12 protein-coding genes are annotated in these 13,200 nt (G+C 44.5%); all 12 read right to left on the bottom strand.

What is annotated here, in order from left to right:
- Positions 1-23: 23 nt before the first annotated feature.
- Entirely contained in the window at positions 24-1,040 is a 1,017-nt protein-coding gene (locus tag ACIFQN_RS32845; protein WP_429837259.1) for an SDR family NAD(P)-dependent oxidoreductase, read from the bottom strand.
- A gap of 100 nt (positions 1,041-1,140) precedes the next feature.
- The gene (locus ACIFQN_RS32840; protein ID WP_429837258.1) at positions 1,141-2,574 is read right to left on the bottom strand and encodes a hypothetical protein; all 1,434 of its coding nucleotides are present in this window, start codon (positions 2,572-2,574) and stop codon (positions 1,141-1,143) included.
- Between the two features lie 27 nt (positions 2,575-2,601).
- Positions 2,602-3,465 (bottom strand): hypothetical protein, encoded by an 864-nt coding sequence (locus ACIFQN_RS32835; RefSeq protein WP_429837257.1) that lies wholly within the window; start codon positions 3,463-3,465, stop codon positions 2,602-2,604.
- A 123-nt stretch (positions 3,466-3,588) separates the two neighbouring features.
- Positions 3,589-5,016, bottom strand: a complete 1,428-nt coding sequence (locus ACIFQN_RS32830) for a hypothetical protein (RefSeq protein ID WP_429837256.1) — start codon at positions 5,014-5,016, stop codon at positions 3,589-3,591.
- 39 nt (positions 5,017-5,055) lie between these two features.
- Positions 5,056-6,495 carry a hypothetical protein gene (locus tag ACIFQN_RS32825; RefSeq protein ID WP_429837255.1) on the bottom strand — a complete coding sequence of 480 codons (1,440 nt, stop codon included), beginning with the start codon at positions 6,493-6,495 and terminating at the stop codon, positions 5,056-5,058.
- 108 nt (positions 6,496-6,603) lie between these two features.
- Entirely contained in the window at positions 6,604-7,338 is a 735-nt protein-coding gene (locus ACIFQN_RS32820) for a TylF/MycF family methyltransferase (RefSeq protein ID WP_429837254.1), read from the bottom strand.
- 74 nt (positions 7,339-7,412) lie between these two features.
- Complete coding sequence (locus ACIFQN_RS32815; RefSeq protein WP_429837253.1) at positions 7,413-8,111, bottom strand: class I SAM-dependent methyltransferase; 699 nt, start codon at positions 8,109-8,111, stop codon at positions 7,413-7,415.
- 60 nt (positions 8,112-8,171) lie between these two features.
- A complete protein-coding gene (gene rfbF, locus ACIFQN_RS32810) occupies positions 8,172-8,942 on the bottom strand; it encodes a glucose-1-phosphate cytidylyltransferase (RefSeq protein ID WP_429837252.1) in 771 nt (256 codons plus the stop codon).
- The gene (gene rfbG, locus ACIFQN_RS32805) at positions 8,939-10,066 is read right to left on the bottom strand and encodes a CDP-glucose 4,6-dehydratase (RefSeq protein WP_429837251.1); all 1,128 of its coding nucleotides are present in this window, start codon (positions 10,064-10,066) and stop codon (positions 8,939-8,941) included. The genes rfbF and rfbG overlap by 4 nt, the downstream gene beginning before the upstream one ends.
- Positions 10,067-10,072: 6 nt before the next feature.
- Positions 10,073-10,762 carry an FkbM family methyltransferase gene (locus ACIFQN_RS32800; RefSeq protein WP_429837250.1) on the bottom strand — a complete coding sequence of 230 codons (690 nt, stop codon included), beginning with the start codon at positions 10,760-10,762 and terminating at the stop codon, positions 10,073-10,075.
- Complete coding sequence (locus ACIFQN_RS32795) at positions 10,759-11,715, bottom strand: GDP-L-fucose synthase family protein (protein ID WP_429837249.1); 957 nt, start codon at positions 11,713-11,715, stop codon at positions 10,759-10,761. The genes ACIFQN_RS32800 and ACIFQN_RS32795 overlap by 4 nt, the downstream gene beginning before the upstream one ends.
- A complete protein-coding gene (locus ACIFQN_RS32790) occupies positions 11,712-13,103 on the bottom strand; it encodes a sugar phosphate nucleotidyltransferase (protein ID WP_429837248.1) in 1,392 nt (463 codons plus the stop codon). Before ACIFQN_RS32790 ends, ACIFQN_RS32795 begins: the two co-directional genes overlap by 4 nt.
- Between the last annotated feature and the right edge of the window lie 97 nt (positions 13,104-13,200).

Raw genomic sequence — 13,200 nt, 5'->3', positions numbered from 1 at the left:
TTCTTTTGAGGTACACTCTATCCCTATTGAAAAAGTTGATGGAGAAGATGGACCATTTTTTCCTTCGTAATCGCATTAACCTGGTCAGAACGGTAGGCCTTCAGTTTAGTTGGTTGGAAATGAAGAAACGATGTGTGATCCACACACTCCCGAATGACATAAAGTTCGTCGTCTTCGAAGGCTTTGTCCACTTCATCTGCTGTCATCAGCTCTTCATACAGCTTATCTCCCGCCCGAACACCGATGAGCTTCGTTAATGGAACCGGACTTCCCAGTCTCCGGCAGTATTCCTGTACCGCTTCGACCAACTCATTGATCCGCAGAGCCTCCATTTTCAAGATGAACGTTTCTCCCCCTTGGCTGTAATAGGCTGCCTTTAGGGTCAAGGAAACAGCTTCTGATATCGTCATAAAAAACCGGGTCATATTCGGATCGGTAATGGTCAACGGCCGCCCCGATTTAGCTTGGTTCATAAATAGGGGAATGACTGAACCGCGTGAACCGATCACATTACCAAAACGCACAGAGCAAAATTTCGTATATCCGTTATTCAACAGGATATTCGCCTGCTTGAACTGTTTTTCCGCAATGAATTTCGTCGCTCCCATAATATTGATCGGATTGACCGCCTTGTCAGAGGAGATATTGATCACTTTGCCCACTTTGTTTTGAATACTTGCCCGAATCAAATTTTCGCTACCTATAATATTGGTCATCGCCGCTTCAAACGGATTCGTTTCACAAATAGGAACTTGCTTCAAAGCTGCCGTATGGAAAATCAAGTCCATTCCGCGGGTTACAAACTCCACTCGGTTATCGTCCCGAATATCCCCTAAGCAAAAGCTTAGATTCCCTTGATCGGCATAATTCTGTTGCATGAGGTACTGCTTGCTGTCATCCTTGCTGAAAACAACCACCTTGGCAGGATCGTATTTGAGAAGTTCGGAAACCATTTCCCTTCCGATTGAACCCGTTCCACCTGTCACAAGGATCTTTTTATTTTTCAAAAAATCTTTTATCTGTTGTGGCGGGATCTTCATGCTTCCCTCCTCCCTCCTTCCATGGTCATAATATCCTCTCGCTTTCACTCGAGAGGATGGGAGCAAAAATCTCTACACTAAGCATCTGTCCTTGCGTGCCTTATCTGTAAAATGGAGGCCTGTTGCTTGGATTGATAAATGAGGTCCCCGTCAATTTGTAGAGTAAGTCAAAGAGTTCCTTGGTAGCGTTTTGTTTCGGGTACCTCCATTTAACAAAATCGTCTCTTTTGATGCGATATTGATGATGTATATCACTGTTGCCATTAAGTAGCGGGATTGCCATCTCCGCAAGTTTGTTCGGATTTGAATTCGTAAAGCTCCCCATCGCATCATAGAAATCGTTAATAAATGTAGGAACAGGCTTTTCCTTCTTGAAACACAACACCGGTTTATTAGCTAACATCGCTTCGAGACCTGTAGTTGAATGTCCAATAACAACGACGAGATCGACGTACGGGAGTAGATGATAGAAAAAATCATTGACCAATTTGACTCCTGGAAGTCGAAGCAAATGATTGTAGATGTGAATGGATTGAAAAGCATATTCATGAGGGTGGGGTTTGATCAAAATGTCGGGAGCACAGTTTACAATAAGATTTTCGATAAAGTACGTTAAATTAACGATTTCCACATCTTCTTGAGAGGTGATCAACACGGTTTTCTTGTGCGGATTCAAACCAAATCTCTTTTGGAATTGTTCCTTGGATGAAGGCGCCCCCGCGAAAATGACATCATGTCTGGGATGTCCCGTGATTTCCAGCCGATGCTCAGGAACCCCGCGTCTCAAATACCATTCCTTTTCGTAATGCCCTAAAACAGCGGTTTTGGTTGCATATACAGGCATGAATTGTTCTTCAACGGAAATGACGCCATGTTGCGTATTGATGCTGGGAATACCCCTTTGAGCTGCCACAACGCATAGAATTCGACTGACAGCATCTACGGTAGTCCCAACCATGACACACGAAATGGGGACTTGGTCAAACAGATTATCAACTTGAATCAGCAAATTTAAAATCGTTGGAAAATACGTTTCCAAGATAGACTGCTGAAATCCCCCATTAGAAAGGAATGGTTGTGTCGTACACTGTTCAAAGATCGTTTTTGCTTGACGTACCAATTCATTCTTGACTTCACTTTTTTCAATATGGTACTGCGCCAAGATCTGCAGAACATTGTCATGGTTCATCATAAAGATTTTGGAAGGCTCAAGGAAATGTACGAAAGAATGCGCCGCCAGTACATAATCGTAAAGCAAGACCTTGCCATCACGCCGGGTTTTTCCGGGTACAGTGTTCATGATGGGATTCATGATGGCATCATAACTTTTTTGTATCTCATGTTCTTGTTCGATTCGAATCATCAAAGGGGCCCTGAATGACTTTTCTAGCATGATCGACTTTGAGTCGTTCGCGACCAACCCATAATAGAAGTTGTAAAATAACGCTAAAGGGATTCCTTTATACTGCACCGATTTAAATCGATCAACAAAATCCAAACTCAAAGAGTGAAAATTCAACATATACTCGCTCATATCTGATCCTCCATGGGTACTCCATTGCTACAACTGTGCAGGCACCCATCTACAATTGTTGTAATCGAAATAAAACGTTCCATTGGCCAGCGGAACCAGACTTGGTCCAAAAAAATAGGGAATATATTTTTTATTGGCTGCCGTGGTGAAATGCACCGAATTTACCTGAATAAATTGGGTGGAGTTTTCCTTTCTGCAATGTAAATAGCCGTTTATCATGTACAGTTTTTTCCTGTTATCCAGTGTCTCGACACCGGGAAACGAAAAGTACAAATTGTTGTCAAAGAAAGAATTGCCGATTATTCCGTGTGTCCTGTCCCTTTTCAAAAACTTTTCGAGATACAGCCTTTGGGTAACCATGTCGGACAATGCCAGCATTCCCGTTTCTTTGATGTAGTTTCCAGTTTCTTTCGTAAACGTTTTGAGATCTTCAAATAATCGGGGATCCCTGAAATGGTTCAGGGTAACCGAACAAAGCTCTTCTAGTTCTTGTAAAGACATATATGTCGTCCAGGTAAATTCACTGGAAAATCTTTTGTATTCTTCCAGGTTCAAGTTGGCATACAGCATGACATCTGTATCAAGCGTCCAGCATTGGGAAATATTGTTTCCACGCATATAATCCCTCAAAATAAACCACCGCTGAAAGCAAAACAAATTATAGACATATTCACAGGGGCTCAAGTGCTTATACACGTTTGCGAATTCAGATGCCCCACCATGATAGTGTGCGATCATGGCATGTTTGATGCCCATTGACGCATATTTGCTGTTGGACGAGTTCCCAATCAACACCACATCGGATTCCGGGCTGGCCAATTTTGCTTGTCGCAAAATAAAAGATAAGTAATCATCATCTGTTCGATGCATAAAAATAATAGGTATCGACATGATTTGCCTCCCCCAATTGTCTTCAATTTGACCCAAGCAAATCTTTCACATTCTTATTTATATGCATGTCAAATTTTGGTGAAATAGTTGACAAACCTAATTGTTGGAAAAATAGGGATCAACCTAAAACGGGGGCTTATGATTGGGATTGATAAACGAGGTGCCGGTTAATCTGTGAAGTAAGTCAAACAATTCCTTGGTGGCGTTTATTTTCGGGTACCTCGATAAAACAAATTCATTTCTTTTCATTTGATATTGTTCGGTTACGTCACTGTCATTGGAAAGCAATTTGATCGCTTTTTCGGCAAGCCTGCTCGGATGGCTATCCGTAAAGCTGCCCATATCATCATAAAAGTCTTGGATCAAAGCAGGATCATCCTTTTCTTTCTTTAAACACAGCACGGGTTTATTGGCTAACATCGCCTCCAGACCGCTAGTCGAGTTATTGATAACAACGACAAGATCTACATGAGGAACGAGATGATAGAAAAATTCATTAACCAACTTGACCCCTGGAAGTTGGAGCAATGGATTGTAGATGTGAGTGGATTGGAAGGCATATTCATGAGGATGCGGCTTTATCAGAATCTGGGGGGAACCGTTTAGGACGAGATTTTCAATAAAGTAAGTCAAATTCGTAAGCTCTACATCTGCTTGGGACAGGATCAACACGATTTTTTTCTGCGGATCCAAACCTATGCTCTGCAGGAACATTTCCTTTGACGCTGGCGGTCCTGAAAAAATCACATCATGTCTGGGATGACCCGTGATTTCTAACCGATGCCAGGGAACCCCGCGTCTTTGATACCATTCCTTTTCGTAATTCCCTAAAACAGCAGTTTTTGTTGCAAATACCGGCATAAAAGATTCTTCAAGCACAATGACACCATGTTGTGTATTAATGCTTGGTATGCCTCTTTGAGCCGCCATCACGCATAGAATTCGACTGACAGGATCATGGGTCGTACCAACCATGACACACGAAATGGGGACTTGGTCAAATAAATTTTCAACTTGAATCAGCAAATTCACGAAGGTGGGGAAAGATTTTTCCAAGATGGATTTTTGAAATTCTTCATTGGAGAGGAAGGGGTGTGTCGTACACTGTTCAAAGATCTTTTTCGTTTTACGTACCAATTCATTCTTTATTTCACTTTTTTCAATATGGTACTGTTCCAATATCGGCAGAACATTGTCATGGTTCATCATGAACATTTTCGAAGGATCAAGGAAATGCATGAACGAATGAGCCGCCAGCACATAATCATAAAGCAGTACCTTGCCATCGCGCCGTATTTTTCCGGTTGCGGTACTCATGAGCGGATTCATGATGGCATCATAGCGTCTTTGTATCTCTTGATCTTGATGGATTTGAATTTTGAGATGGTCTCGGAAAGACTTTTCTTTTAATAATGACTTTGCATTGCCTTTATTTAAAGCGTAAGAAAAGTTATAAAATAACGCTAAAGGTATTCCTTTATACTGCACGGATTGAAACCGTTCCATAAAATCGAAAGTCAGAGAGTAAAAATTCATCATATATTCGTTCATATCGTATCCTCCCCGGAGGTACTCCTCTTCTCCGATCACCTATCCATAAGAATAAAATGGGGGCCTATTATCGGGATTGATAAACGAGGCACCGGTTAATCTGTAAATCAAGTCAAACAATTCCTTGGTGGCGTTTTTTTTCGGGTACCTCGATGAAACAAATTGATTGCTTCGCAGTTGATATTCCTGGTTTGCAGCACTGTCATTGGAAAGCAATTTGATCGCTTTTTCCGCAAGCATGCCGGGAATGTTATCCGTAAAGCTGCCCATGCCATCATAGAAATCCTGGATAAAAGAGGGATCCTCCTTTTGTCTCTTTAAACACAGCAGCGGTTTATTGGCTAACATCGCCTCCAAACCGGCAGTTGAGTTATTGATCACAACGACAAGATCCACATGAGGAACGAGATGATAAAAAAATTCATTTGTCAACCTGACCCCTGGAAGTTGCAGCAATGTATTGTAGATGTGAGTGGATTGGAAAGCGTATTCGGAAGGGTGCGGCTTTATCAGAATCTGGGGGGAAACGTTTAGGACAAGATTTTCAATAAAGTAAGTCAAATTCGTAAGCTCCACATCTTCTTGAGACAGGATCAACACGATTTTTTTCTGAGGATCCAAACCTACGCTATGCAGGAACATTTCCTTTGACGCTGGCGGTCCGGAAAATATCACATCATGTCTGGGGTGACCCGTGATTTCCAATCGATGCTCGGCAACCCCGCGCCTTTGATACCATTCCTTTTCGTAATTCCCTAAAACAGCCGTTATGGTTGCAAATGCCGGCATGAAAGCTTCTTCAAGCACAATGGTTCCATGCTGCATATTAATGCTCGGTATTCCTTTTTGGGCTGCTGCCAGACACAAAACGCGACTGAGGGGATCCATGGTTGTCCCAACGATGACACAAGAAATGGGAACCTGGTTAAAAAGATTTTCACCTTGAATTAACAAATTACATATTGCCGGAAAATGATCGTCCAAAATGGAAGTTTGAAATCCGCCATTTGAGAAGATGGGGTGTGCTGTACATCGTTCAAAGATCTTTTTCGCTTTTCGTACCAATTCATTCTTTATTTCACTTTTTTCTACATGAAACTGTGCCATGGTCTGCATGGCATTGTCATTAGTCAATAAGAAGGTTTTAGAAGGATCGAGGTAATGGATAAACGTATGGGCTGCCAGCGCATAATCATATAGCAAAACCTTGCCCTGGCGGGGTTTTTTGATGCTGCTGTTCATGATGGGATCCATGATGGCATCATAGCGTTTTTGTATCTCTTGTTCCCGGTTGATTTTCACCCCTAACTGATCTCTGAATGATTTTTCTTTTAGTAACGACTTTGTATTACCACCACCAAAGACAGCATAAAAAAAGTTATAAAATAACCCTAAAGGTATTCCGTTATATTGAATGGATTGAAATTTTTCAACAAAATCAATACTTAACGAATGAAAGTTCAACATATAATCATTCATAGCTTTCCTCCCGATCCCTGAAAATTTACCATACCCAGGGAAAAGCCCAATCGACGGTAGCCGGATCCTTGCAAACAGAAAAGCCTTGGGCCAATCCCCTGGGTTTATTTATTTTGTTTTCCTCCAATAAACGCCAGCATTGTCAATGATCACAAGAGGATCGTCAATCCCGAATTCTTTTCGATAGTCACATACCGCAGCCGCACAAGTCGGCACTGCAGCGAAATCATCGATGATCACGTATCCGCCGACCGAAACCTTCGGATAAAGGCTGCTCAAACTGTCCATGGTCGAGGAATACATGTCCCCATCCAATCGGGCAACCGCGATGCTCTCGATCGGAGACGTGGGCAGCGTGTCTTTAAACCAGCCTTTCAAAAAGCGGACTTGCTCATCCAATAAATCGTATTTCCGGAAATTTTCCATCACTTGCTCCAAAGAGACTTTCAAATAATCAATTGTATGAAACATATAGCCTTTATCATTTGGATAATTCACAACATCGGGTTCGGGCAATCCTTCAAAAGAATCGGCTACCCAAACACGTCTATCAGTGATTCCATGGGCTCTGAGAAAGCCCCTCATAAAAATGCAGGCTCCGCCTCTCCATACCCCTGTTTCAATAAAATCACCCTCGATGTTATCCTCCACTACTGATTCCATGCATTGCTGAATATTATCCATCCGGACTCTTCCGATCATGCTGTGGGCAATCGCCGGCCAATCTTGACCCAGCCGTCGAGATTCGGGGGTTGCTCCTTGTTCATGTTCCAACCAGATCTCATACAAAATTGTTTTTTTAAGCAATTCCAAATAGTATTCGATAGCCGCATGTTTAGGCATTCTCACACTTCCTCTGCGTTTTTTGAAGTCAGAACAATACCTTGGCTCACGATTATCATTAGACGGGTCTCGGACTACAGTCCCGAATGTTTCGTGATCATTTCGATATACGTATCCGAATCCCGGTTTGCCTCCGTAATGATTACCAGCCCATTATTGGAAGTGAGACGGAAGAACGAAAGGGGAATGTTGGTTTCACCCAAAAAATCTTCAATGGCTGTAAGTACCCCGTTTCTTTCCCCATTTTCGTGGATGGCATGGTAACCGCCTTCACAGAACCCACCTTGATCCACCAGTTCACTCCGCCCGTAGACAATGCCTTTTTGGGCATACGGCTGTCTGAATTCGGGCGGTATGGTTTCAGGATCGTGATAGAGATCTCGTCGTCCATAGGGCCACTCGGTATCATGTACGAAAACGAGAGGGAACTTGCCGCTTTCCTCCGCGACGCTCTCTATATATTTCAATTCGTTGTACACCGTGTACCAATTATGGTCACCATCGATCAGAACAGCATCAACTGAGCCGATTTTTGGCATTGCTTCCAAGCTTTCTTCTTTTAAAACATGTAAATATGGACGATATCCTTCTATCCGCTGATCTTCCTGCAAAGCTGAGAATGGATCAATGATGAACAGTTTCCCGTCTTTGTTGTGGCAATAATGCAACAATTGGATTGCATTTTCTCCCAAAGGTGCTCCGATCGCAACCACTCTCTTCGGTTGCTCTTTTTGAAACAACAGAGAAATGATTCTATCCCAAAATCTGTTCATGATAACGCCTCCTCATCATTTTTTTGTTGTCTGTGAGGACAGTCCATTGCGGGGGAGTCTTTACTTTTTCCATTCTGCTTTCCCTGACTTCCATAGGTCTTCCAGATAGTTTTTATCCCGTAACGTATCCATTGGCTGCCAAAAGCCGGGATATTTAAACGCCATCAGTTGACCGTCTCTGGCCAGGCCCTCCAACGGCTCTTTTTCAAATGTGGTCTGATCGCCTTCAATGTAGTTGAATACTTGAGGCTCCATCACAAAAAACCCCGCATTGACCCAACCGCCGTCTCCCTTAGGTTTTTCTTGAAATCCGGTAACGCTGTTTCCTTCCTCCAGGTTTAATGCGCCGAACCTTCCTGCTGGCTGCGTCGCTGTCACCGTTGCCCATTTTCCGTGAGAACAATGAAAGTCCACAAGCTCCCGGATGTTGATGCTTGATACTCCATCTCCGTAAGTTAGCAGAAAGGGTTCGTCCCCCACATATGGTCGAATCCGTTTTACCCTGCCTCCCGTCATCGTATCTTTTCCGGTATCGACCAACGTAACTTTCCAAGGTTCTGCACATCGGTTATGAATGATCATCTGGTTATCGTTGCGAAAATCAAAAGTGACGTCGGATTGGTACAGAAAGTAATGGGCAAAGAACTCTTTGATCAGGAATCCTTTATAGCCTAAACAGATGACGAAATCGTTGTAACCATAATGGGAGTAGATGGACATGATGTGACAGATAATCGGTTTGTCTCCAATTTCAATCAGCGGCTTTGGCCGCAAATGCGATTCTTCGCTAATCCTGGTGCCATACCCGCCAGCCAAAATAACGACCTTCATCCAGCGTCCTCCTTCCTTGTGGCCCCCTGCCTATCCGATTGGTTCAAGGCGCTGTATTGTTCAATCTGCCTCAAACAAAGAGCCCTGAGGTTCTGTTTTTGTTGGTAAGCGCGGGTCCAATCGAGGATGAGATCGAGTGTGTCCTCGAGATTCCATTTCGGCTTCCAACCGAGCTCACTTCTGGCCTTGGAACAATCCAACTTCAAAGAATGGGCCTCATGCAACTGGGCATCAGGCACGATTTCAAATGCAGCGTCTTCTCCCCATTTGGCGCAAAGCTTTCTGACAATCCACTCGACCGTTTGCGCACCCTGATCGTATGGTCCGAAATTCCAACTCTGTGAAAACCGTCTTCCGTCCTCCCACAGCTTTTGAGCTAAAAGAAGATACCCCCCTAGGGGCTCAAGAACATGCTGCCATGGCCGGACCGCTCCGGGATTGCGAATTTTCAGTTTCGTTCCTTCAAACAAGGCACGAATGAAATCGGGTATCAGGCGGTCTGTGGCCCAATCACCCCCGCCGATCACATTTCCGGCTCGGGCCGATGCCAGTGCTACTCCGTGGGTGCCATACTCAGCGGGATTAAAAAAAGAATGACGATAGCTCATCGTGACCAACTCGGAGCACGCCTTGCTGTTGGAGTAAGGGTCATATCCTCCCAGTGCATCCTGCTCGCGATACCCCCATGCCCACTCCTTATTTTCGTAACATTTGTCGGTCGTTACATTGATAACCGCCTTGATAGGAATACCTTTTTGTGCAGCCATCCGAACCGCTTCCAGAAGGTAGACGGTCCCCATGACATTGATCTCGTAGGTTTCGCCGGTAATGTCATAAGAAGACCGGACTAACGACTGGGCAGCCATATGGATGACGATATCGGGTTTTGCATTCAAAAGAGCTTCTTGCACGCTATCCTTTGATCGTACGTCCCCAATGATGGAACAAACCAAAGAATCAATTCTGCATAATTCAAATAAATTTGGGGTTGTAGGGGGGGACAGGGAAAATCCGGTGATGTTTGCGCCCAAAGAGTGCAGCCATAAGCAGAGCCAGGAGCCTTTAAAGCCGGTGTGCCCTGTAATGAAAACTTTTTTGTTTTTCCAGAACGTCTTATCTATCATCTTTGGTCACCCTTTTTGCCTTGCATAAACATCTCCCCACATAAATCGCTCTGTGCGCTGTCCGAGATGGCTGCAAATCGTTGCCAAATCAACCCATTGGTTGAATTCTAGAGACGTGTTATCCCCTTTGACGCAATTAAACTCATAGTCGCCCAATTCTAGAAGGCGATGGATACAGTGAACGGAGTTGTGAATCGTCTCTTCGGCAAATTCGATTGAGAGGGCTGGCAGCGGTAGGGACAATCCTTGCAAAACATGCCATTCATACCCTTCCACGTCTATTTTGCAAAAAGCGGGAACACCGTGCTGCTCAATTAATCTGTCCAACGATGTAAGAGGAACGGAAATTTGGTTCCTCCAGAGTGCCCCCTGGAAGCGCCCGCTTTCCTGCATGCGCTCGATCCACTCTGTTGACAATGTGGAAAGGACGTCGGCATCGTTCAGGTACATGATTCCTTCCCCCTCACCTGTCCCAAGCGCCTTATCAATGATGATACAGTTTGGGTTAAGTCCAAATTTGTTGCGGAGGATGTCTGCGCACTTTATTTGCGGTTCGACTGCGACGACTCTGGCTCCCAACTCCAGAAAAACGTTTGTCTTGTCCCCTGAGTTGGCTCCCACGTCAAAACACAGGTCTCCCTGAGCGATGAACTGCCTGTAAAAAGCCGCTTGCGGAGATTCCATCGGCCGATTCATTCTGCATGATTCCTTCCTTCCGTCAGATTTGCATACCACTGGATCGTTTTTTTCAATCCCTCTCTCAAGCTCACCTTGGCCTCGAATCCAAAGTAGTCTTTGGCCTTTTGCACATGGAGACATCTTCGCGGCTGACCGTCCGGCTTTTCGGAATCCCACCGAAATTCGCCGAGAAACCCTGTTTCCTCCGCAATCAGCTCTGCCAGAGCCTTTATCGTGATTTCCTCTCCGGTTCCGATATTTACCGGCTCTTCTCTATCGGAACGCTCCGCCGCAAGCAGAATCGCTTCCGCTGCATCCTCTACATAGATAAATTCCCTGGTCACTTTCCCTGATCCCCATACCGTGATGTGGTCCTTGTTTTGTTTTTTCGCCTCCAGGCATTTTCTGATAAGAGCCGGAATGACATGGGAAGTCTCCAAATCGAAATTGTCACGGGGACCATACAGGTTGACCGGGAGCAGGAATATGGAATTGAAACCGTATTGTTGCCGGTATGCCTGACTTTGCACCAGCAGCATTTTCTTGGCCAAACCGTATGGGGCATTGGTTTCTTCAGGGTATCCGTCCCACAAATCCTCTTCCCTGAACGGAACGGAAGCGAACTTGGGATATGAACAGATCGTACCGCAGGCCACGAATTTTTCCACATTACCGAGTCTGGCCGCTTCCATCAAGTGGATGCCCATGCATAAATTATCGTAAAAAAACGATCCAGGATTTTTACGATTCGCTTCTATTCCACCTACCGAAGCGGCCAAATGTATGATCAAATCGGGTCTTGTTTTGGCTACGAGGTCGATGCTGGCCTGCGGATTTCGCAAATCGTATTCCCTGCTCCGTGGGACGATAATCTGTTTGCATCCTTCTTTGCGTAACCGTTCCACGACGTGTGAACCGAGAAAACCAGCTCCTCCGGTCACCATGATGTTCTTATCTTTCCAGCGCCTCATGGCTTGCCCCCACGCCCTCTCGTGTTTAGATATGCTTTCAACTCTTCCCAGGACATGAAGAGACGAATGATATCTTCTTCCTCCAGCCTGCTCCCCATCTGCACCTCGATAATGTCGATATCATTGATCGCTTTGATCCCATGCTTCGCGCCTACAGGGATTTGCAAGACATCTCCCGGACCGACCAAACTAAGACAATCGTCTTTGACAAACTCACCTTCACCAGCAACGATCACCCATACTTCGCTACGCTCTCGGTGGTATTGATAGCTCAAGTTTTTTCCTGCATGGATGTGTAGCCTTTTTGTCAATATTTCTTCCTTTTCAAACATTTTTTGGTAATCGAGAACATGATACCAGCCCCATCTTCGTTCCTCGAACATCGGCCTTTGGTTCATATCCTTCATTACATTTTTTACCAGATGGCTTTTCGCTTTATCTGAAACCAATATCCCGTCCGGACTGACTGCGACTACCATATCGGATAAGCCGATTACGGCAACGGGCAGATCCAACTCATTGATGACATGGGTATTCGTGCAATCCTCCCCCATAAATCCTCTACCCACGAAGTTAACATCCATTTCCTCCGTCAACGTATTCCAGGTACCTAAATCCTTCCAGCTTCTTTCATAGGGGATTACAACGACATTTCCTGCCTTTTCAACCACCTCATAGTCGAAGCTGATTTTAGGCAGGCTTTCGTATAGTTGAATGAACCTATCATATTCGGTGGGCCATCCCTTTTCTTCAAGAAGCTCAATGATATAGCCCAATCGAAATGCGAACACACCACAATTCCATAGTGCATGCTGTTCCAATAGCCTCATTGCCTCTTCTTCGGACGGTTTTTCCTTGAAGCTATGAACCGTTTGATAGGCCTGTTTGTCTCCTTCTTCCTTGCGAGGAATCATGTAGCCGTATTTTGTAGAAGGATAGGTGGGCGTTACCCCGATTAACGCAATATCTGAACCCGATTTGATAATCGTTTCCTCTAACTGCTTCATCTTTGTAAAAAACAGTTCCTCTACGTATGGATCAACCGGCATGACTGTAATGATTTCGCAAAGATCGACACTGCGTTTCGAATAGAGATAGGTAGCAGCCAATGCGATAGACGGGAATGTATCTCGTGATTCAGGTTCGATGATCAGTTGCACATTCGTTCCCAATTGGTTCTGAATCAAATCTACTTGCGATTTGCTTGTTGAAATAAACGCTTCTTCCGTTAAATGGTTCGAACTCAATTGTCTCCAGATCCGTTGGACCATGGATTCCATCTCGCCATTGGGATTCCTAAGCATTTGTAAAAATTGTTTCGATCTCACATCGTTGGACAGCGGCCACAACCGTTTTCCTGAGCCGCCCGATAATAATACCAGTTTCATCCGATGCACCTCTGTCCGATATACTCTTGGCATGAGTCATCATATGAACTGGGGGGAGCAGATGCTCTATAAATCAATGAAAATAGTCGATTCTCTC

The sequence above is a fragment of the Brevibacillus sp. NRS-1366 genome, assembly GCF_050467985.1.
This window is presented reverse-complemented; position numbering and strand designations above follow the sequence as displayed.

Bases quoted from the DNA above. Each gene is read 5' to 3' on its own strand.
- ACIFQN_RS32835 (WP_429837257.1), bottom strand. From the start codon at position 3,465: ATGTCGATACCTATTATTTTTATGCATCGAACAGATGATGATTACTTA.
- ACIFQN_RS32845 (WP_429837259.1), bottom strand. From the start codon at position 1,040: ATGAAGATCCCGCCACAACAGATAAAAGATTTTTTGAAAAATAAAAAG.
- ACIFQN_RS32795 (WP_429837249.1), bottom strand. From the start codon at position 11,715: ATGAGGCGCTGGAAAGATAAGAACATCATGGTGACCGGAGGAGCTGGT.
- ACIFQN_RS32825 (WP_429837255.1), bottom strand. From the start codon at position 6,495: ATGAATGATTATATGTTGAACTTTCATTCGTTAAGTATTGATTTTGTT.
- ACIFQN_RS32820 (WP_429837254.1), bottom strand. From the start codon at position 7,338: ATGCCTAAACATGCGGCTATCGAATACTATTTGGAATTGCTTAAAAAA.
- ACIFQN_RS32830 (WP_429837256.1), bottom strand. From the start codon at position 5,016: ATGAACGAATATATGATGAATTTTTACTCTCTGACTTTCGATTTTATG.
- rfbG (WP_429837251.1), bottom strand. From the start codon at position 10,066: ATGATAGATAAGACGTTCTGGAAAAACAAAAAAGTTTTCATTACAGGG.
- ACIFQN_RS32790 (WP_429837248.1), bottom strand. From the start codon at position 13,103: ATGAAACTGGTATTATTATCGGGCGGCTCAGGAAAACGGTTGTGGCCG.
- ACIFQN_RS32815 (WP_429837253.1), bottom strand. From the start codon at position 8,111: ATGAACAGATTTTGGGATAGAATCATTTCTCTGTTGTTTCAAAAAGAG.
- ACIFQN_RS32840 (WP_429837258.1), bottom strand. From the start codon at position 2,574: ATGAGCGAGTATATGTTGAATTTTCACTCTTTGAGTTTGGATTTTGTT.
- rfbF (WP_429837252.1), bottom strand. From the start codon at position 8,942: ATGAAGGTCGTTATTTTGGCTGGCGGGTATGGCACCAGGATTAGCGAA.
- ACIFQN_RS32800 (WP_429837250.1), bottom strand. From the start codon at position 10,762: ATGAATCGGCCGATGGAATCTCCGCAAGCGGCTTTTTACAGGCAGTTC.